19 protein-coding genes are annotated in these 19,930 nt (G+C 71.7%); 7 read left to right on the forward strand and 12 right to left on the reverse strand.

Annotation, left to right across the window (positions count from 1 at the left end; genetic code table 11):
• Nucleotides 1–220: 220 nt before the first annotated feature.
• The 4 genes from QR78_RS04095 to QR78_RS04110 all read left to right on the forward strand — a co-directional run bounded on the left by QR78_RS04095 (nucleotide 221) and on the right by QR78_RS04110 (nucleotide 4,066).
• Nucleotides 221–802, forward strand: a complete 582-nt coding sequence (locus QR78_RS04095; protein ID WP_053220786.1) for an SCO family protein — start codon at nucleotides 221–223, stop codon at nucleotides 800–802.
• A gap of 166 nt (nucleotides 803–968) precedes the next feature.
• On the forward strand, nucleotides 969–1,538 hold the full coding sequence (locus tag QR78_RS04100; protein WP_048426228.1) for a QcrA and Rieske domain-containing protein: 570 nt from the start codon (nucleotides 969–971) through the stop codon (nucleotides 1,536–1,538).
• Nucleotides 1,539–1,757: 219 nt separating this feature from the next.
• Entirely contained in the window at nucleotides 1,758–3,560 is a 1,803-nt protein-coding gene (locus QR78_RS04105) for a PQQ-dependent dehydrogenase, methanol/ethanol family (RefSeq protein WP_053220787.1), read from the forward strand.
• Entirely contained in the window at nucleotides 3,557–4,066 is a 510-nt protein-coding gene (locus QR78_RS04110; protein ID WP_048426229.1) for a hypothetical protein, read from the forward strand. Before QR78_RS04105 ends, QR78_RS04110 begins: the two co-directional genes overlap by 4 nt.
• Nucleotides 4,067–4,144: 78 nt before the next feature.
• Here QR78_RS04110 and QR78_RS04115 read toward each other — a convergent pair whose 3' ends face one another.
• Nucleotides 4,145–5,818, reverse strand: coding sequence for a methyl-accepting chemotaxis protein (locus tag QR78_RS04115; RefSeq protein WP_082171700.1), 1,674 nt, complete (start codon nucleotides 5,816–5,818; stop codon nucleotides 4,145–4,147).
• A gap of 378 nt (nucleotides 5,819–6,196) precedes the next feature.
• Here QR78_RS04115 and QR78_RS04120 point away from each other — a divergent pair, with 378 nt between their 5' ends.
• Together QR78_RS04120 and QR78_RS04125 are read left to right on the forward strand one after the other, a co-directional pair.
• A complete protein-coding gene (locus tag QR78_RS04120) occupies nucleotides 6,197–7,408 on the forward strand; it encodes an acyl-CoA dehydrogenase family protein (protein WP_048426230.1) in 1,212 nt (403 codons plus the stop codon).
• 76 nt (nucleotides 7,409–7,484) lie between these two features.
• Nucleotides 7,485–8,459 carry an alpha/beta hydrolase gene (locus QR78_RS04125; RefSeq protein WP_048426258.1) on the forward strand — a complete coding sequence of 325 codons (975 nt, stop codon included), beginning with the start codon at nucleotides 7,485–7,487 and terminating at the stop codon, nucleotides 8,457–8,459.
• Between the two features lie 137 nt (nucleotides 8,460–8,596).
• Here QR78_RS04125 and QR78_RS04130 read toward each other — a convergent pair whose 3' ends face one another.
• The 11 genes from QR78_RS04130 to QR78_RS04180 all read right to left on the reverse strand — a co-directional run bounded on the left by QR78_RS04130 (nucleotide 8,597) and on the right by QR78_RS04180 (nucleotide 18,884).
• Nucleotides 8,597–9,022 (reverse strand): helix-turn-helix domain-containing protein, encoded by a 426-nt coding sequence (locus tag QR78_RS04130; RefSeq protein WP_048426231.1) that lies wholly within the window; start codon nucleotides 9,020–9,022, stop codon nucleotides 8,597–8,599.
• A complete protein-coding gene (gene lnt / locus QR78_RS04135; RefSeq protein ID WP_048426232.1) occupies nucleotides 9,019–10,719 on the reverse strand; it encodes an apolipoprotein N-acyltransferase in 1,701 nt (566 codons plus the stop codon). The genes QR78_RS04130 and lnt overlap by 4 nt, the downstream gene beginning before the upstream one ends.
• Before the next feature lie 52 nt (nucleotides 10,720–10,771).
• Nucleotides 10,772–11,812, reverse strand: a complete 1,041-nt coding sequence (locus tag QR78_RS04140; RefSeq protein WP_048426233.1) for a hemolysin family protein — start codon at nucleotides 11,810–11,812, stop codon at nucleotides 10,772–10,774.
• Nucleotides 11,813–11,842: 30 nt separating this feature from the next.
• The gene (gene ybeY / locus QR78_RS04145) at nucleotides 11,843–12,331 is read right to left on the reverse strand and encodes an rRNA maturation RNase YbeY (RefSeq protein ID WP_048426234.1); all 489 of its coding nucleotides are present in this window, start codon (nucleotides 12,329–12,331) and stop codon (nucleotides 11,843–11,845) included.
• Nucleotides 12,332–12,351: 20 nt separating this feature from the next.
• Nucleotides 12,352–13,476: a PhoH family protein gene (locus tag QR78_RS04150; protein ID WP_048426235.1), complete on the reverse strand. Its 1,125-nt coding sequence runs from the start codon at nucleotides 13,474–13,476 to the stop codon at nucleotides 12,352–12,354.
• Between the two features lie 11 nt (nucleotides 13,477–13,487).
• Nucleotides 13,488–14,858: a tRNA (N6-isopentenyl adenosine(37)-C2)-methylthiotransferase MiaB gene (miaB, locus tag QR78_RS04155; protein WP_048426236.1), complete on the reverse strand. Its 1,371-nt coding sequence runs from the start codon at nucleotides 14,856–14,858 to the stop codon at nucleotides 13,488–13,490.
• A 77-nt stretch (nucleotides 14,859–14,935) separates the two neighbouring features.
• Nucleotides 14,936–15,856, reverse strand: coding sequence for a lysophospholipid acyltransferase family protein (locus tag QR78_RS04160; protein WP_082171701.1), 921 nt, complete (start codon nucleotides 15,854–15,856; stop codon nucleotides 14,936–14,938).
• 404 nt (nucleotides 15,857–16,260) lie between these two features.
• A complete protein-coding gene (locus QR78_RS04165; RefSeq protein ID WP_048426237.1) occupies nucleotides 16,261–16,743 on the reverse strand; it encodes a GNAT family N-acetyltransferase in 483 nt (160 codons plus the stop codon).
• Between the two features lie 14 nt (nucleotides 16,744–16,757).
• Nucleotides 16,758–17,456 carry a tRNA (adenosine(37)-N6)-threonylcarbamoyltransferase complex dimerization subunit type 1 TsaB gene (gene tsaB / locus QR78_RS04170; RefSeq protein WP_048426238.1) on the reverse strand — a complete coding sequence of 233 codons (699 nt, stop codon included), beginning with the start codon at nucleotides 17,454–17,456 and terminating at the stop codon, nucleotides 16,758–16,760.
• Nucleotides 17,457–17,688: 232 nt separating this feature from the next.
• Nucleotides 17,689–18,255 carry a NifU family protein gene (locus QR78_RS04175; protein WP_048426239.1) on the reverse strand — a complete coding sequence of 189 codons (567 nt, stop codon included), beginning with the start codon at nucleotides 18,253–18,255 and terminating at the stop codon, nucleotides 17,689–17,691.
• Nucleotides 18,256–18,380: 125 nt separating this feature from the next.
• Nucleotides 18,381–18,884 (reverse strand): universal stress protein, encoded by a 504-nt coding sequence (locus tag QR78_RS04180; RefSeq protein WP_048426240.1) that lies wholly within the window; start codon nucleotides 18,882–18,884, stop codon nucleotides 18,381–18,383.
• A gap of 487 nt (nucleotides 18,885–19,371) precedes the next feature.
• On the opposite strand from QR78_RS04180, the gene QR78_RS04185 reads away from it, so the two are divergent.
• Nucleotides 19,372–19,926 (forward strand): SiaB family protein kinase, encoded by a 555-nt coding sequence (locus tag QR78_RS04185; RefSeq protein WP_053220788.1) that lies wholly within the window; start codon nucleotides 19,372–19,374, stop codon nucleotides 19,924–19,926.
• Nucleotides 19,927–19,930: the final 4 nt, after the last annotated feature.

The following is a 19,930-nucleotide window of genomic DNA, read 5'->3' on the forward strand; positions in this document are numbered from 1 at the left end:
CTGCCACCGTAACGCGAATCCGCCGGACCGCGGCCCGGCGGCCTGGAGCGGTTAAGGAAGTCCTGACTCGAACGGCGAAGGATCGCACGCCGTCCTGTACGGCGCATCGCGCCATCACGACCCTGCGAGGTGTGGGAATAACCTCGCGAGATCGTCCGCTGATCGTTGGCGCCGGCCGCCGGATACGCTTAAGTCGCGCTCGCGGCGCGAGGTCGAAGCCATGTTTTCCGTCTCGGCAGGGTTGCGGCAGGTGGGCCGGGCGCTGGCGCTCACCCTCCTCCTGTCGGGCGGTGCCCACGGCGCGCCGGCCGCGCGCCCCGCCGCGGGCGCCCTGGCCTGGCCGGCCGGGCGCGGCCTCGTCGACCAGACCGGCGCCGTCCTGGACGAGGCCCGGTTCGCCGGGCGCCTGCGGCTGGTCTATTTCGGCTATACGCGCTGCCCGGACCTGTGCCCGACCGCGCTGATGACCGTGACGCAGGCCCTCGACGAGCTTCCCCCCGCCCTGCTGGCCCGGCTTGTACCGGTCCTGGTCGCGGCCGACCCGGAGCGCGACGGACCCGCGGTGCTCGCCCGCTACCTCGACACGTTCCACCCGGCGATCGTCGCGGTGACCGGCCCGGTCGCGGTGATCGACGCCCTCGCGGCGGCGGTCGCGGCGCCGATCCGGCGCCACGACGGGGTCGTCGATCACCCGGGCGACCTGTTTCTCGTCGACCCGGCGGGCGAGCTGCTGGCGCGGCTGCCGAACGGGATCGAGCCGGACGCGCTCGCCGCGACACTCCGGGCTGCCCTCTCGCGCTGACGCGCGATTGCAGTGCACAAGTCGTCCTTGCGGCGCACCAAGTAGAGCCGGGCCCAACCGACGTCGAAACACCGCAGCAAGGGCACAAAGCGGGTTGACGCCCGCACCGTCTCGGCTACTCATAGTGAAAATCATAAGAACATAAGAAAGCCCATCGGGAGGAAAGATGGCTCGTGAGGGACAGCGCGCGGTCGGTCTCGACCGGCGCAGCGTCGTGTTGGGCGCCGCTGCCTGCTGCGCGGCGGGGGGCGCCGCCTTCGCGGGGCCGGAGGAGTTGCTGCCGCAGAAGGGTGACCGCCTGGTGCTCGGCGACGGCGCGAAGGCGGGCGAGCCGATCACTCTCGACGGCCTGCCGGTCGGCGGCGACCTCGTCGAGGCGGTGGCGGTCGATCCGCAGGGGGTCCGGCGCGAAGGCTCGCGCTTCGCCAAGATCATCCTGGTGCGGGTCGCCCCCGATCAGGTCGCCGAGGACCAGCGCGCCCACGCGGTCGAGGGCGTCGTCGCACTCTCGGCCATCTGCACCCATCAGGGCTGCACCGTCTCGGGCTGGAGCCACGAGACGAAGCGCCTGAGCTGCTTTTGCCACCATTCCGAGTTCCTGCCCGCCGAGGGCGGGCGCGTCGCCAAGGGGCCGGCACGCAAGCGCCTGCCGGTGCTGCCGCTCGCCAAGGGCGAGGGCGGGACGCTGATGGTGGCCGGGAGCTTCGTCGGAAAGCCCGGGCCGGGCCCCGCCTGAGCGGGAGCGAGGCGGCACCCGCGCCGCCTCGCGACCGGAACGGCAGCGCTGCCGCGCTGTTCGCCGAAGCAAAGGGACCGCAGCGCCGATGGGCTGCCGATCCTGGCGCGCGAGAGATCGAGGCCCGCGCAGCAACGACGCGGGTCCGGACAAGACGATCGGGATCGAGGAAACGCCGGGCCGGCCGCCACGCCGAGCCCCCGCCTTGAGGAGAGCAGCATGTCACGTCTCGTTCGGGCCAGGCACTGGCTCACCGCGGTCGCGCCCTGTGCGGTGGCCCTCGCGTTCGCCGGTGCGCCGGCCAAGGCCGGTCCGGCCGACAAGGTCGATTACAAGCCGGTCACCGACCAGCGTCTCGCCAATCCGGAGCCGGAGAACTGGCTGCAATACCGGGGCAACTACCAGAGCTGGGGCTATTCCCCCCTCGACCAGATCACCGCCAAGAACGTCACCAAGCTCGTCCCCGCCTGGAGCCTGTCGACCGGCGTGAGCGAGGGCCATCAGGCCCCGCCGATCGTCAATAACGGGGTGATGTTCGTCACCACCCCGCAGGCCCAGGTGATGGCGATCAACGCCCGCACCGGCGAGATCCTGTGGCGCTACCAGAAGGAGCTGCCGCCGGAACTGTCGCAGCTGCACCCGACCAATCGCGGCGTCGGCCTCTACGGCGACAGCGTCTACATGACCACCACGGATGCCTGCGTGGTCGCGCTCGGCGCCACCACCGGCAAGGTGAAGTGGGAGAAATGCGTCGCCCCCTGGCAGGACGGCTACTACATGACGCTCTCGCCCCTGGTGGCGAAGGGCAAGGTCGTGGTCGGCGTCTCCGGCGGCGAGTACGGCGTGCGCGGCTTCATCACGGCGCTCGACGCCGAGACCGGCAACGAGGCCTGGAAGACCTACACGGTGGCCGGCCCCGGCGACCCGGCGGCCGATACCTGGAAGGGCGATTCCTGGAAGACCGGCGGCGGCTCGGTCTGGATCCAGGGCAGCTACGATCCGGCGGCCAACCTCGCCTATTTCGGCACCGGCAATGGCGGTCCCTGGACCCCGGATGCGCGGCCGGGCGACAACCTCTACACCTCGTCGGTCGTGGCGCTCGACCTCGACAGCGGCAAGATCAAGGGCCACCACCAGTATCACTGGAACGACGCCTGGGACTGGGACGAGGTCTCGGCGCCGGTGCTGATCGACATCGAGCGCGACGGCAAAACAATCCCGGCCGCGATCCATGCCGGCCGCAACGGCTATCTCTGGACGCTGGAGCGCAGCAAGGACGGGCCGTTGAGCTTCGTCGAGGCTAAGCCGTTCGTGTACCAGAACGTCTTCTCGTCCCTCGACCCGAAGACCGGCCGGCCGACCTACGACCAGTCCAAGATCCCGGGCATCAACCGGCGCGCCGCCTTCTGCCCCGGCCTGTGGGGCGGCAAGGACTGGCCGCCGGAGGCCTACAACCCGAAGACCGGGCTGTTCTACATTCCGTCCAACGACAACCTGTGCTCGGAACTGGCCGGCGCCCAGGCCGGGACGCGCAAGCCCGGCGAACTCTATATCGGCATCCCGATCGACGAGGTGCTCAACTCGCTGCGCCTGCGCGACGGGGTCGACAAGTCGAAGCCCTTCGCCATCGGGGCGATCCAGGCCTGGGATCCCAAGACCGGCAAGAAGGCCTGGCAGCACGACTTCCAGGATTCGGCCAATTGGGGGCCGCTGCTCACCACCGGCAGCGGGCTGATCTTCGCCGGCGGCACCAGCGACCGCAAGTTCCGCGCGCTCGACGGCAGCACCGGCAAGGTGCTGTGGGAGACGCGGCTCAATTCCGGCGTCACCGGCGTTCCGTCGAGCTACATGGTCGACGGGATCCAGTACGTTGCGGTCCAGGCCGGCTGGGGCGTCGATGCCGAGCGCATGCTGACCGGCATCAACGCCCTCATCCCCGAGGAGCGCCGGGTCAGCGTGCTGCCGCAGGGTGGGGTGATCTGGGTCTTCCGGGTGATGGGCGAGGAGGCGGCGGCCCGATGAGGCGCCGCCTTTCGGCCCTCGGGTTCGCCGCCCTCGCGGCGGCGAGCCTGACCGGAGCGGCGCGGGCACAGGGCCCCGCGCCGGCCCAGGAGAGCGCCGCGAAGCAGGGGGCCGCGAGCCCCCTCCCCGCGCAAGCCGACGCCCTCGTCGCCTACGTGACGAAGGCCATGACCGACCACGACGCCTCCGCCTTCGAGCGGCTGGTGAACTGGACCGGCACCCGGGCGCATCGCAAGCGGCTGACGCTCTACCAGATCCGCTCCGGCTTCGGCCGGCCGATCAAGGCGGCCTCCCTGGAGCCCATGCCGCAGGACGGCCTGGCGGAAGCGACCTCGCGCGGCACCCTCAAGGCCAACATGCCGGTGACGGAGCGACTGCGGGTGGTGTTCGACGAGCCGCCGGTGGAGGGCGACGCGCCGCCCACCAGCGTGTTCCTGATCGGCCGGGAAGACGGCACCTACCGCATCGCCCTCCTGGTCCCGACCGGGCCGCCCAAGGGCAAGTGACGGCAGGCAAGGGGCGGCAGGCAGTGGGGGCGGCAGGCAAGTGATGGCGGGTCAGTGACGGCGGGATCCGGGGGGCCGTCAGGCCGCCCGGACGGTGGCGAGGAAGCGGCCGACCTCCGCCGAGAGCTGGCTCGACTGGCGCGACAGATCGGAGGCGGAGGCGAGGAGCTGGGCGGCGGCGGCGCCGCTCTCCTCCGAGGCGTGGGCCAGCTCCACGATGTTGCTGGTGACCACCCCGGCACCGGCCGAGGCCTCGACCACGTTGCGGACGATCTCCTGGGTCGCCGCGCTCTGTTCCTCGACCGCGGCGGCGATGGCGGTGGCGCCGGCATCGACCTCCCGGATACGGTCCCCGATCGTACCGATGGCACTTGCCGCCTGGGCGGTCACACCCCGGATCTCGCCGATCTGGCCGACGATTTCCTGCGCCGCCCGCGCGGTCTGGGTCGCGAGCTCCTTCACCTCGGCCGCCACCACGGCGAAGCCGCGGCCGGCCTCGCCGGCCCGCGCCGCCTCGATGGTGGCGTTGAGGGCGAGCAGGTTGGTCTGGCTGGCGATCGAGGAGATCAGCCCGACCATGTCGCCGATCCGCACCGAGGTCGTACCCAGGGCCTCGACGAGGCGGCTCGTCTGGTCGGCCTCGCGCACCGCCCCCTGCGCCAGGCCCGCCGCGTTGTGGACCTGGCGGCCGATCTCCTGGATCGAGGCCCCGAGTTCCTCGGCGGCGACCGACACGGTGCCGACATTGTCGGAGGCCTGCGCGGCGGCGGCAGCCGCCGTGGTGGAGCGTCCGGAGGTCTGTGCCGCCGCCGCCGCCATGGCCTGGGCGGTCGCCTGCAACTGGGCGGCGGAGGATGACACCCGGTCGACGACGCCGCCGACCGCCTCCTCGAAACGCCCGGCCATCTCCCGCATCGTCGCCCGGCGCTGCTCCTCGGCCGAGGCACGGGCAAGGGCGCTCTCCTCCTCGATCTGCCGGGAGCGGATCAGGTTGTCCTTGAAGACCTGGACCGACGCCGCCATCGAGCCCACCTCGTCCTTCCGGCCGAGACCGGGAACCGGGCGGGCCGCGTCGCCGGCGGCCAGGTGCCGCATCGCCGACGTGATCGCGGCGAGTGGCGCCAGCACGCCGCGCAAGGTCGTCGCGAGGGCGAAGATCGCCGCCGCCAGCCCGCCGAGAACGATGCCGGTGCCGATCGTCTGGTTCAGCCGGTACGCCGCGGCGAAGCCGTCGTAGAGCTCGCCCGCCTCGGCGATCTGGAGATCGACGAGCTTCGCGACCTGCTCGCTGACCGGGTCGATCGCCTGGTACAGGCGGGTCCGGACGAAGGCATCGAGTGCCGCCTGGTCGTTCGCGCGCAGGATCGCCTGGAGATCGGACACGCTGCCGTTGGCCGCCTCCATGCTGAGCCGGGCCGCGCCGGCGAGGCGTCGCTCGGCCTCGTCCATGGTGGTGAGCATGTAGGCCTGCCAGGTCTCGGCGATGCGCGTCTGCGCTTCCCGCACCGAGGCGGTCCCGGCCGGCCAGGAGATGTTGCCGTTGCGCACCTTGTGCGCCGTGTCGACGATGTTGACCGCATACAAGTCGGCGATGATCTTGAGATCGCGCAAGGGCACGACGCGATCCCGGTACATGCCGTTCATGTCGCGATTGGCGAGGCTCGACGCGTACCAGCCGATCCCGGCGATCGTCACGATGGAGGCGAACAACGCTGCCAGTGCGGCCAGGAGGCGCGCGCGAATCGAAGACATCGTGGAAGATCCAGAAGGCGGAAATAGTCGATAATTTACGAAGTATATATGACGCAGATTAACGCAGGGTAAATCATTATATACTACCCGCCCCTATGATATTTGTGATTGGAATCGGCCGCGCGCGGCATCCGGACACTCCAAACCGTTACTAACCGTCCTCCCGACCGGTTCAACTATAAGAAGATTTGCCTCGCTCCGGCGTGATCGGCACAGCGACCGGCGCAAGCGGCGGGAGGCTGTCGCGGCCGCGTCCATCCCTCGGATTGGGTCGGAGCGGTACCGAATGCGAGGTGCCTCCGCACGGTCGCGCTTGACCACGGGCCTCCGGACGGCGCAAGCGTATGGAAATATAGTTCCACGCCGGAGGATTCGCCGATGGACTTCACGCTCTCCCCCCGCATCGAGGAGTACCGCGCCCGCATCGCGGCCTTCGTCGAGAGCGAGATCCTGCCCGTCGAGGCCGACCGCGGCACCTGGGACGAGCACGAGAATATCGGCCCTGAAGCCCTGGCGCGTTTACGCGCCAAGGCCAAGGCCGCCGGCCTGTGGTGCCTCCAGCTCAAGCCCGAGACCGGCGGACAGGGGCTCGGCAAGGTCGGGATGGCGGCCTGCTACACCGAGATGAACCGCTCGATCTTCGGGCCGGTCGTGTTCAATTCCGCCGCCCCCGACGACGGCAACATGATGGTGCTGGAGGCCCTCGGCACGCCCGAGCAGAAGGCGCGCTGGCTGGAGCCGATCGTCTCGGGCGCCGTGCGCTCGGCCTTCGCGATGACCGAGCCGCATCCCGGCGGCGGCTCCGACCCGTCGATGATCCGCACCCGCGCCGAGCGCCAGCCGGACGGCTCGTGGCGGATCTCGGGCCGCAAGTGGTACATCACCGGCGCCGAGGACGCGGCCCACTTCATCCTGATCGCCCGCACCTCGGACGATCCGCGCTACGGGCTCACCGCCTTCCTGTTCCACCGCGACCAGCCGGGCTGGGAGATCGTCCGCCGCATTCCGATCATGGGGCCGGAGGAGCATGGCGGCCATTGCGAGCTCGCCTTCGACGGGCTCACCATCAAGCCCGAGGACGTGCTCGGCGGCGAGGGCAAGGGCCTGAAGGTGACGCAGGTGCGGTTGGGCCCTGCCCGGCTCACCCATTGCATGCGCTGGCTCGGCCTCGCCGGCCGCTGCGTCGAGATCGCGCAGGAGTATGCGGCCACCCGCGAGGGCTTCGGCGTGCGGCTCGCCGAGCGCGAGAGCGTGCAGCTGATGCTCGGCGGGCTGGCCATGGACATCGAGATCGGCCGCCTCCTGGTGATGCGCGCCGCCTGGGAGCTCGACCAGGGGCGCTTCGCCCGGAAAGAGGTGTCGATGGCCAAGGTCCACGTCGCCAACACCCTGCACCGGGCGGCGGATATCGGCATCCAGATCAACGGCGCCCGCGGCTACTCGAAGGACACGGTGCTGGAATGGATCTACCGCTACGCCCGCCAGGCGCGGCTGGTCGACGGCGCCGACGAGGTCCACCGCATGGTGCTGAACCGCCACCTCGAATCGGAAGGCCGCGGCTTCTTCGCCTGGCCGACCGCGGAGGCGTGAGGTCAAAGGTCTGAGAATCCCTCCGGGCGGAGGTCTGCTAATGGTCTGCGCCCCCCGGTCCCCGTTCGAGCCGCCCATGCCCGCCCTCCATCCCGACGTCCAGGCCCTGCTGGCGATGCTGCGCGCCGCCGACGCGCAACCCCTCGCGTCGCTGCCGCCCGAGGCGGCGCGGCGCAGCTACCTCGCCGGACGCCGGGCCCTGCAGCCGCCGCCGGACGAGGTGGCGCAGATCCGCGACCTCGCCGCCCCCTCCCCGGCCGGGCCGGTACCGCTGCGGCTCTACCGCGGCGAGGGCACGGCGCCGGAGGACCGGCTCCCCTGCCTCCTCTACCTGCATGGCGGCGGCTGGGTGCTCGGCAACATCGACTCGCACGACTGGGTCTGCCGGCGGCTCGCCAACCTGACCCGGGCCTGCGTGATCTCCGTCGATTACCGGCTCGCCCCCGAGCATCCCTTCCCGGCGGCCGTGGAGGATGCGGCCGCGGCGCTCGCCTTCGTGGCCGAGCGGGCGGAGGGGCTGGGCGTCGACGAGACCCGGCTCGCGGTCGGCGGCGACAGCGCGGGGGGCAACCTCGCGGCGGTACTGGCCCTGATGGGCCGCGACGGCACCCTGCCGCAGACCGCCCTGCAGGTTCTGCTCTACCCCGCCGTCGATCTCACGCAGACCAGCGAGGGCTACGAGCGCATCGTCGCGGGCCAGCCCCTCACGGCGTCGACGATGCGCTACTTCGTCGATCACTACGTGCCGCAGGCCCGCGACCGGACCGACTGGCGCGCCTCGCCCGCTCGCGCGGCGAGCCTTGCCGGCACGGCCCCGGCCCTGGTGCTGACCTGCGGCCACGACCCGCTCTGCGAGGAAGCCCGCGCCTACGCGCACCGGCTGGAGCGCGAGGGGGTGCCGGTCACCGCCCTGCATCTCTCCGACCAGACCCACGGCATCCTGACCATGAGCCGACTGGTGCGGACCTCCGCGACGATCCTGAGCTTCGTGGCCGAAAACCTGCGGGAGCGCTGGAGCCTCGGCGCGGAGGGTGGGCGCGGGGGGCGCTGACGGGCCGCGTCTCCGGGCGGGTCGTCCGCGATCCGGTCGCTCTTCCCGCGTCGGGAGACCGGATCACCGGCCGTCGCGACGCCGATCGGCCATGCCGACCGGCCGTGACGACCCGCCATGACGACCCGCCATGACGATCACGGCGCGTCGTCGGGGCTCGCTCCACCGGTGCCGATCGCCTCGACGAGGCTGATGATGCGGCGACGGACCTGGTTGTCGCCGATGCGCTGGAAGGCGCGCACCAATTGCAGGTCCTGGCTGGTCCAGAGCACGTCCTGGGCGAGGGCGTCGCCGGTGGGCTCGGCGCCCGTCTCGTCGCCGCGGGCGCCGTCCTGGCGCGGTGCACCCTCGTAGAAGAAGCTCACCGGCACGCCCAGCATCTCGGAGATCTGGCGCAGCCGGCTGGCGCTGATCCGGTTGGCGCCCTTCTCGTATTTCTGGATCTGCTGGAACGTCACGCCCAGGGCGTCGCCGAGCCGTTCCTGGCTCACGCCGATGAGGAGACGCCGGACACGCACGCGATGCCCGACATGACGATCGACCGGATCCGGTGCCTTCTTCACATTGACGCTCCGCGGGGCTGCGCGCGCCCGCGGCGGTACCGCGCCGCAACGGCCAACGACAGGCACCCTAGAAGCATGCAGCCGAAAAGAACATCACCGAAACGTACGTATGGCGGACTTTCCCTAAGGTTCCTGGGGAGATGCCGGTCGAGCACCCCTTCCGCCCCGACGGTCAACATGCCGGTCACCCGGCCATACGGGTCCACCACGGCGCTGACACCGGTGTTCGCCGCGCGCACCAGAGGAATACCTTCCTCGACCGCCCGCAGCCGCGCCTGGGCGAAGTGCTGGCGCGGCCCCGGCGTGTCGCCGAACCAGCCGTCGTTGGTGACGTTGAGGAGCAGTCCCGGACGCTCGCGGTGCGAGGCGACGGCCCCGGGGAAGATCGCCTCGTAGCAGATCGAGGGCGCCACGGGCGGCAGGCCCGGCACGGCGAGGGGGATGCGCTCCCGCGCCTCGCCCGGCGTGAACCCGCCCGGCACGGCGACGAACTGTTTCAGGCCGAGTGCCCGCAGGAGGCCGTCGATCGGATCCGGCAGGTACTCGCCGAAGGGCACGAGGTGGAGCTTGTCGTAGCGCCCGCCGACGATCCCGTCCTGCCCGATCATCAGGATGGAGTTGTAGAAGCGCAGCCGCTCGCCGGGCAGCGGCTCGTCGGCCCGCGCGGCGCCGGTGACGAGCAGCGTGCCGGGCGGCAGCGCGCCGCCGATCCGGCGCAGGGCCTGGGGATCGCGCTGGATCAGGAACGGGAACGAGGATTCGGGCCAGATCAGGTGGGTGACGTCGCGCAGGCCCTGGCTGTCCGGCGCGGTGGCGCTGTCGCTCAAGCCCAGATAGCGCTCGAGGATGCCCTCGCGGTTGCGCGGGTTGAAGCGGGCATCCTGCGGGATGGCGGCCTGGACGAGGCGCAGGCGCACGCCGGGCACCTCCGGCATCGGACCGGCGGGCAGCCGCAGCGCCCCGCCGACGGCGAGGCCGGCGAGCATCAAGAGCGCGGCCGCGGGCGGCCCGAACCGCCGGGCCGGCCCGGCCGCATCGGCCAGGGTGGCCGGCGCCGCGCAGGCCAGCACCGCCAGCACGGTGAGCCCGTAGAGGCCGACGACCGAGGCGGCCTGCATCAGCCAGAGGTTCTGGCCGAGCGCCATGCCGAGGGTGTTCCAGGGAAACCCGGTGAACAGGTGCCCGCGCAGCCACTCGGCGCCGCTCACCCCGAAGGCCAGGGCGGCGATGCGGCCCGGCCCCGGCGACCACAGGAGGCGCGCCACGGCGAAGCCCGCGCCGTAGAACAGCCCGAGCGCCGCCGGCAGGCCGAGCACGCCCAGCGGCATCAGGTAGGCGAACTGATCGGCCTCGACCAGGAAGGCGGCGCCGAGCCACCACAGCCCGGCGGTGAGGTAGCCGAAGCCCCAGGCCCAGCCGATCAGACCGGCGGAGAGCGCGGTACCGGCCCGCCGGCCGAGGCGCGAGGACGCGGTGGCGGCCCCGTCGAGGAGCCAGACCGCCGGAACGAGCGCGAGGCAGAGCGCGGGCAGGAACCCGAAGGGCGGCATCGCCAGGGCGCCGCTCACCCCGGCGAGCCAGGCGAGGCCGAGCCGCACCCAGCCGGAGGTCAGGGCTACACGGTGGGCCAGGGCCGTGAGGCCGAGGGGCGTCGCCGGGACGGCGCGGGCCGTCCCGTGGGTGTCGGTGTGCTGCATCGGCGGGCTCGCGGGGGCGCGCGCGGCGCCGCACGGGCGCCGCGGAAAACAATCAGGCGGCGGAATCCGTCCGGATGCCGGCCTCGGCGCCGGGCGGCGGGAGGGCGAGCGGCGTCTCCGGCCCCTCGATCCGGGCGAGGCCGCGATGCATGCGCAGGCGCTTGATCCGCCGCGGGTCGGCGTCCAGCACCTCGACCTCGAAGTCGCCCGGCACGGCGATGACCTCGCCCCGTGCCGGGACACGGCCCGCGATGGTGACGATCAGGCCGCCGAGGGTGTCGACCTCCTCGGCCGCCTCGCCCACCGCCGCCACGAGGTCGAATCCGGTCGCCTCGGCGACGTCGTCGAGGCTGGCGCGGGCATCGGCGACGAAGATCTCGCTCTCGCCGTCGACCTTGAGCACCCGGTGGCCCTCGGCCACGTCGTGCTCGTCCTCGATGTCGCCGACCACGACCTCGATCAGGTCCTCGATCGAGATCAGGCCGTCGGTGCCGCCATACTCGTCGATGACCAGCGCCATGTGGGTGCGGCTCGCCTGCATCCGGGCGAGCAGATCGATCGCCGGCATGGAGGGCGGCACGAACAGCACCGGGCGCAGGATGCGGGTGGTGGCCAGCGTCGCCGCGAGATCGACTCCGGCGAGGTCGGGCAGGCGGTCGCCCTCGGCTTCGGCCCGGCTCGCCATGTAGTCGACGAAGTCGCGGATGTGGACCATGCCGCGGGGGTCGTCCAGGCTCTCGCCGTAGACCGGCAGGCGGGAATGGCCGGCGGAGCGGAAGACCTTGAGCAGGGCGCCGAGCGCCGTGTCGATCGAGACCGCCACCACCTCGGACCGGGGGATCATCACGTCGTCGACCCGTACCCGGTGGAGGCTCAGCACGTTCTTGAGCATCGCCTGCTCGACCGGGGAGACGGCGTGGTCGCCGTTCTGCATCTCGGCGAGGGCGTCCGAGAGGCCGTCGCGCTGGGCGTCGCGCGTCTTCAGGTGGAAGATGCTGAGGAGGCGGTCATACCAGGGTTCGCGTCCCGGACTGTCGTCCTCCGGAATCGCCTGCGCGGTCGCGACGGCGCTGCGACTTCGATCGTTGCTCATGTCTCTCGCGTCTGGGATGGGAGCGGCGGCTCACTCGGCCGCATCGCCGTACGGGTCCGGCACGCCGAGGCGCCGCAGGGCCTCGACCTCCAACGCCTCCATGGCGTCGGCCTCGGCATCGCCGAGCTCGTGGTCGTGACCGAGGAGATGCAGCGTGCCATGAACCACGAGATGGGCGAGGTGGTGGCCGAGGGGCTTGGACTGCTCCCCACTCTCGCGCAGCATTGTGTCATACGCAAGAACCACGTCGCCGAGGAGGCGAGGTCCGCCGCCATGGGGCTGCTCGTTGGGGAAGGACAGCACGTTGGTCGGCTTGTCCTTGCCCCGCCAGGCACGGTTCAGCTCCTGCACCGCGGGGTCGTCGGTCAGGACGACGCTGATCTCGATCGGCCCACCGGGCGGCACGACGGCGAGCGCCGCCTCGACGGCGCGGGCGATAAAGGCCTCGAGGTCGGGTGCGACGCCCTCCCAGCGCTCGTCCTCGACCGAGACGTCGATCTCGTTGTCGTTCTCCTGCATGTCCTGCTCGGCTCGCGCGCTCACGGCAGCGGCCCCCGCCGCGAGGGCAGCGGGCGCTGCGGCGCCTCCGGATTCTCCCGGGCATCGGCCTCGTAGGCCGTGACGATCCGGCGCACGAGGTCGTGGCGCACCACGTCGACGTCGCGGAAGGTGACGCGGCCGACGCCCTCGACGCCGTCGAGAATCCGCACCGCCTCGACGAGGCCAGATTTCTGGCCCGGCGGCAGGTCGATCTGGCTCGGATCGCCGGTGACGATCATCCGGGAATTCTCGCCGAGCCGGGTCAGGAACATCTTCATCTGCATCGAGGTGGTGTTCTGCGCCTCGTCGAGGAGCACCACCGCGTTGGTGAGCGTGCGCCCGCGCATGAAGGCGAGCGGCGCGATCTCGATCATGCCGGTCTGGAGGCCGCGATCGACGTGGCGCGCCTCCATGAAGTCGTAGAGCGCGTCGTAGATCGGGCGGAGATACGGATCGACCTTCTCGCGCATGTCGCCGGGCAGGAAGCCCAGCCGCTCGCCGGCCTCGACCGCGGGGCGCGACAGGATCAGCCGCTCGGCATGGCCCTGCTCCAGCAGCGAGACGGCGTAGCCGACGGCGAGCCAGGTCTTGCCGGTGCCGGCAGGCCCTTCCGCGAAGACCAGCTCGTGGGCGCGCAGCGCCTTGATGTAGGCGTCCTGCGCCGCGTTGCGGGCCCGCACGCCGCCCCGTCGCCGCGTGGCGATCTGGTCGAAGGACGGGCGCTCGCCGTTGGCCGGCGCCTCGGCGGGCGAGAAGAGGTTGCCCTGGAGCGAGGATTCCTGGATCACCCCGTCGACGTCGCCCAGCGTCAGCGGCACCCCGCCGCCGTCGCGGACGCGGGCATAGAGCAGTTCGAGCACCCGGCGCGCCCGCTCGGTCGAGTCCGGCGGGCCTTTGACCACGACGTGGTTGCCGAGCGCGGTGGCCACCACGCCGAGGCGCCGCTCCAGATGGGCGACGTTCTGGTCGTACTGGCCGAAGACCAGGCTCGCCAGGCGGTTGTCGTCGAAGGTGAGGGCGATCTCCGCCGCCTCGCTCAGGCCTGCCACCGCCCGCGGGGGAATCTCGCGCTCGCGCGCGGGCTCACGCCCTCTCGGACCGCGCCCGCCCTCTCCCATCGCCATCCTGTCGTTCCTCACGCGGCGGCCGTCGTCGCGGCCGCATTGGCCGTTCCGGCCGGGGTCGCGGTCAACGCCTCGCCGAACAGGCTGTTCGAGCCGGCCCGGGTGATTCGCACCGGAATTTCCGTGCCGATCGCCGCCACGTCGCCCTCGATCTGCACCGCCTGGAGATAGGGCGACTTGCCGGCGACCTGGCCCGGATGCCGACCGGGTTTCTCGAGCAGCACCGGCACGATCTTGCCCACGGTCGCGTGGTTGAAGTCCTGGCGCTGGCGTTCCAGCAGGGCCTGCAGCTCGGCCAGCCGCTCGCTCTTCACCGCCTCCGGCACCGCGTCGTCGCTCTCCGCCGCCGGCGTGCCGGGGCGCGGGCTGTACTTGAACGAGAAGGCGCTGGCGAAGCCGATATCGGCGATGAGCCGCATCGTCTCGGCATGATCGGCATCCGTCTCTCCGGGGAAGCCGACGATGAAGTCGGAGGAGAGCGCGATGTCGGGCCGGGCCGCCCGCACCCGGTCGATCAGCCGGCGATAGGTGTCGGCGTCGTGCTTGCGGTTCATCGCCGCGAGGATCCGGTCGGAGCCCGACTGCACCGGCAGGTGCAGGTAGGGCATCACGGCCGGCAGGTCGCGATGGGCCGCGATCAGCGCCTCGTCCATGTCGCGCGGATGGCTGGTGGTGTAGCGCAGCCGCAGGATACCGGGGATCGCGGCGACGCGGTGGAGCAGTTCCCCGAGGGTCCAGTCGCGCCCGTCGGGTCCGGGCCCGTGGAAGGCGTTGACGTTCTGGCCGATCAGCGTCAGCTCGCGGGCGCCCGAAGCGGCCAGCCGCTCGGCCTCCGCCACGATTTTTTCGACCGCGCGCGAGACCTCGGCCCCGCGGGTATAGGGCACGACGCAGAAGGCGCAGAACTTGTCGCAGCCCTCCTGCACCGTGAGGAAGGCCGAGACGCCCGGGGTGCGCCGCGCCGGCAGGTGGTCGAACTTGTCCTCGACCGGGAATTCGGTGTCGACGACGCGGCCTTGCCTGGAGGCGGCGAGCAGCTGCGGCAGGCGGTGATAGCTCTGGGGGCCCACCACCACGTCGACGCCCGGCGCGCGGTTCAGGATCTCGCGACCCTCGGCCTGCGCGACGCAGCCCGCCACCACCACCGTGGTGTCCTGGCCGGCCTCCGCCCGCTCGCCCTTCAGCACCCGCAGGCGGCCGAGCTCGGAATAGACCTTCTCCGCCGCCTTCTCGCGGATGTGGCAGGTATTGAGGACGACGACGTCGGCCTCCTCGACGGCGCCGGTCTCGACGAAGCCCTCGCGGCCGAGCAGGTCGACCATCCGCGAGGCGTCGTAGACGTTCATCTGGCAGCCGTAGGATTTGACGAACGCTTTCTTCAACGAACCGGCCCTGCCAGGAAATGAATGGGGGGATGATCGGACGCGACGGCAGCCCGGCTCGGGCTGGTCCCCGTCATTTAAGCCGTCGCGGCCGGAATGAGAATAGGCGGGGCGGCCGCAGCGGCCGGGGCATCGGCGCGCGGCGTCCCGGGTGCAGACCCGCCAGATGCAGACTCGCCAGATGCAGGTTCTGGCGTCGGCACCGGCGGGCGGCCGGTCACCGCCTCCTGGAGGGCGCGGCGCACCGAGGCCTCGGCGAGCGCCGTCGCCGCCTTGCGGTCGGTCCCGGCCGCGAAGGCCACCGGCTCGCCCCAGGTCACCCGGACGTCGATCGGCCCGCGCTCGAAGAACAGCTTGACGCTGGGACCGAGCTCCATGTCGCCGTACCAGGCGATGTCCGGCCGCTCGGCCCGGGTCAGCGGCAGGCCGTGGCGGCGCGTATAGGCGATGCAGAGCGGCTGGAGCCGCACCCGGTCGAGCCCGCCCTCGGTGATCGCCGCCCGCGCCGCGCCGACGAGCGAGGTGCGGAACGGCAGGAGCCGGGTGCCGTCGCCGGTGGTGCCTTCGGCAAAGAGCACGATCAGGTCGCCCGCGCGCAGGCGCCGGCTCATCTCGGTGTTGACTACCGCGGTGTGGAGCTTGCGGGCCCGGTCGATGAACACGGTGCGCTGGAGGCGCGCGAGCGTGCCGATCACCGGCCAGCCGGCGATCTCGGATTTCGCCACGAAGGAGAGTGGCCGCACCGCTCCCAGCACCGGGATGTCGAGCCAGGAGATGTGGTTGGCGATGACGAGCGCCGCCTCGCCCGGCGCCGGCGGCGTGCCGGTCACGGTCAGCCGCACCTGAAACAGATGCAGGAAGGCCCGGTGCAACCAGACGGGCGCCCGGCCCGCATGGGCGCCGCGGCCGAACTTGAGCGCCAGCCAGTGCGGCCCGGCGAGGAGCGCGAAGACGAGGGCGTAGGCGAGGAGCCGCAGGCCGGCGACGAGGTACGTCATGGTTCGGGCGGCGCGGGGCTCGGCTCGGGGAGGTTTTTTCGGGCGCCGCGCGGTTCGGCCCGTGCGTCGTCTGCCGCATACCAAGTCCGGCCGGGGGCGTCCACCGCCCGAGGCGTCTCGTCGCCCAAGGCGGTCCGGAGAAACTTCGGATCAAGAATAGAGCGCGGTTCCCCCCTCTCCCGTGTGGGAGAGGGCCGGGCGATCAAAGATCGCGCGTGAGGGTGACACGGTTCAGTGTGAAACGCTGAGCGTGGTGACGGTAGCGGGACAGTCACAGCTTTATACGGAAGCGTGTCACCCTCGCGCGATCTTCGATCGCCCCTACCCCTCTCCCACACGGGAGAGGGGATCCCGCGCTTGATCTTAAAAGGTTCCCCCGAACAGCCCTGCCTTTCCCGCCGCCCCTATCCCAACGCCGCCTGCATCATGATCGCGTTGGCGCGCCCGCCGTCGGGCCGGGCATAGTAGCTCGCCCGGCGGCCGGTCTCGGCGAAGCCGAGGCGGCGGTAGAGGGCGAGCGCCGGGACGTTGCCGTCGTCGACCTCCAGGTGGACCCGGCGCACGCCCAGATCCTCCAGGGCGACGAGGTGGGCGCGCAGGAGCTGGCGGCTGAGGCCCGCACCGCGGGAGGCCGGGCCGAGGACGACGGTCAGGATCTCGGCCTCGTCGAGGACCTGGCGCGAGAGCACGAAGCCGCCGATCACCGTGCCGAGCATCAGCGCGTGAGCGACGTGGCCGCGCTCGCACAGCATGCGCTCGAACTCGTCCGCCTCCCAGGGCCGCGCGAAGGCGGTGGCGTGGAGCGCCGCCAGCTCCCCGGCCCGGTCGGCCGAAGTCAGGGGCGCGACATGGGCGGTCGGGGGGGAGCGGAACGGCATCCACTTCATCGGGGGGAACTCCGTCAGCGGCGGGGAAGCCGCATGTGGTCCTGCGGCTGGGCGTCCGGCCCCCGCAGGTAGAGGGGCCGGGCGAGGGCGTGGGCGGGATCGGCGACGAGGCCCAGCGACGCCACCCAGGCGATCTGCGGGGCGGTATGGCCCTCGGGCACGACGGCACGCAGGCCCTGGGCGGCGGCCGCCGCCGCCAGCGCCGGGCCGGCGGAGCCGGCGAGGGCCGCGGGACCCGGGCCGAGAAGGCGAAGGGCCTCGGGCAGGGGCAGCAGGCTCGGTGGCACCGCGATGCCGCCATCCTGGCTCAGCGCCTGGAAATAGACGTGGCCGTGGCGCGCATCGACCGCCGCGGCGAGCAGGTAGCCCCGGCCGAGGTAATCCTCGTCGGCCGCGAGCAGCGGCGCCAGCAGGGCCGACAGGGTGGTGACGCCGACGACCGGGATGCCGCAGGCGAGCCCGACCGCGCGCGCCGCCGAAAGGCCGACGCGCAGGCCGGTATAGGAGCCCGGGCCGACCGTGACGGCGACCCGGTCCAGGCTCTCGAACCCGCCCTCGACCCGGGCCGTCACCCGCTCGACGAGGGGCAGCAGCGCCTCGGCGTGGCCGCGCGACAGGTCCATGCTCTCCTGGGCCAGGGGCTCGGGAGCGTCGTCCGCCATGATGCAGGCGGCGCAGCGCTCGAGCGCGGTATCGATCGCCAGGATGCGCACGTCTCTTCAGGCTCCGCCCTCGTTCGCGCCCGCGGGTCCGTCGCCGCGGCCTGCATGCCGCCGGCCGGGCCGGTTCTCGGCCCACCGCTTCAGTCCCAGCGTGGCACGGACAGGTTAACACAAGAAGGACCGCCCCGCTCGACGAGCGGGGCGGTCCGGTCCGATCCAGCCTTTAGAGCATCCGCCGCGCCCGAGGAAACCGCCCGGGCGGCGGAAAGCGTCGCCGGGACGGTCAGGAGACCGCCTGGACCTCGCGCACGTCGGGCAGGAAGTGGCGGAAGAGGTTCTGCACGCCCTGGCGCAGGGTGGCGGTGGAGGACGGGCAGCCCGAGCAGGCGCCCTTCATCTCCAGGTAGACCACGCCATCGCGAAAGCCCCGGAAGGTGATGTCGCCGCCATCGCCCGCCACCGCCGGGCGCACCCGGGTCTCGAGCAGGTCCTTGATGGTGACGACCGTGTCGGCATCGGCCTCGTCGTAGAACTCTTCCGCCGCCTCCTCGGGGGCGTGGCCGGCCTCCATGACCGGGGCCCCGGACATGAAGTGCTCCATGATGGCGCCGAGCACCGCGGGCTTGACCTGCGGCCAGCCCGGCTCGCCCTCGGCCTTGGTCACCGAGATGAAGTCGTGGCCGAGATAGACGCCGGAGACGCCCTCGACGCCGAACAGCGCGCGGGCGAGCGGCGAGCGCGCGGCGGCCCCCTCGTCCCGGGCCTCGAAGGTGCCGTCGGCCAGGACGACCTTGCCGGGGAGGAACTTCAGGGTGGCGGGGTTCGGCGTCGCTTCGGTCTGGATGAACATCGGTGATCCTCGAAAGGTTCTCTGCGCCGGTTCAAGGCCGGCCGGGAACGGCGCGGGGCGATCGAGCGCTCCCCCGCCTGCCGGCAGATGTGGACCCGAACGCGCCAAAGCTCAATGGAGGGGCGTCATCCGGCGAGCGCCGTGATCTCCGCCTCGCTGAGCGCACCCGGCACGATCACCACCGGCACCGGGAAGCTGCCGGCGCTGCGCCCGGCGATCGAGGTGACGAGGGGACCCGGCCCGTCGCTGCCGGCGGCGGCACCGAGCACCAGGAAGGCGATGTCCTCGTCGGCCTCGATCTGGCGCAGGATCGCGTCGGCCCGCTCGCCGGTGCGCACGACCAGTTCGGGATCGACCCCCGCGGCCTGGCGCGCCGCCGCCGCGAGAACCTCCAAGCGGGCCTGGGTCTCGGCCTCGGCCTCGGCCCGCATCGCGTCGCCGACGCCGAGCCATTCCATCGTCTCGGGGGGCTCGGCCACCGCCAGCATCACCACCCGGGCCCCGAGCCGGGCGGCCCGGCGCACCGCGAAATGCACCGCGCGGTCGCATTCCGGCGTCTCGTCGACCAGCACCATGAATTTGAGGCGATGCCCGGCCTCGAAGGACCGGCGCCGCTTGATCTCGACCATGCCCGGATCCGCTCCGCTGCCGGCCGGATGCTGCCCGTGCGGCGCGCAGGCCGCAAGCCGTCCCTCGCATGCGCGCGAGGAACACGGGCCGGGCGGTCTGGCGAGGGGAGCATGGAGCGGCACCGGGGCGAACGACCCCGAATCGCTCCTCTGCGGCGCCGCGCCACCACCAACTGGACAGGGACTCGCCCGAAGATCCCAAGGGCACGATCGAATCGTCCGGGCGTCAACTGGGTGCTGGACAGACCCGGACTGCCCACGAGCTGGGCACCGCGCGGGCAATTTCAGCACGAACCTCACGAAAAACCGCACCTTGGCGCGCGAAAGGCTGATTTTTCCTCACGGCGACAAGAGACTTCGATCGAAGAACGATGTAACACTCTGGTGAGCTTCGGTGTCGTAGCCTATGGCCCGGCCGGCCTATTGCCGAATCTGTATCGGCTCGGGCGATTGGCTTAGGCCGGCGGTACCCGGGCGGGAGAGATCGGTGCTTGCTCAAGACTTCATGGCCTTTCACGAGGCGTCCCGACGCAACGGCATCATCCTGTCGTTCGGCGGCGACCTGTCGGAGAACGTCCTGTTCTCGCTCGGCGAGGTGCTGAAGCTGCGCATGCAGCAGGGGGCGGCCGACGCCACGGTGTCGAAGCGCGTGTTCTCGATCTTCGTCGAACAGGCCCAGAACGTGATCCGCTACTCCGCCGACAAGCTCGTGCCGCCGGGCGCCCCTCAGGGCGGGATGGTGAGCGCCGGGCTGATCGTGGTCGGGGTCGAGAACGGCCGCTTCTTCGTCGCCTGCGGCAACGAGGTGCCGGGGGAGCACGTCCCGGCCCTGCGCGCCCGGCTCGACCATATCGTCGGGCTGTCGGGCGAGGAGCTGAAGCACTACTACCGCGAGCGGCTGCGCCAGCCCGCCGACGAGGGCAGCCTCGGCGGCAGCATCGGGCTGATCGAGATCGCCCGGCGCTCGAGCGCCCCGGTCGAGTACGATTTCCAGGCCCGCGGCGACGATCGCAGCTTCTTCTGCCTCAAGGCCTTCATCTGAAGCA

The organism is Methylobacterium indicum (assembly GCF_001043895.1).
Lineage (GTDB): Bacteria > Pseudomonadota > Alphaproteobacteria > Rhizobiales > Beijerinckiaceae > Methylobacterium > Methylobacterium indicum.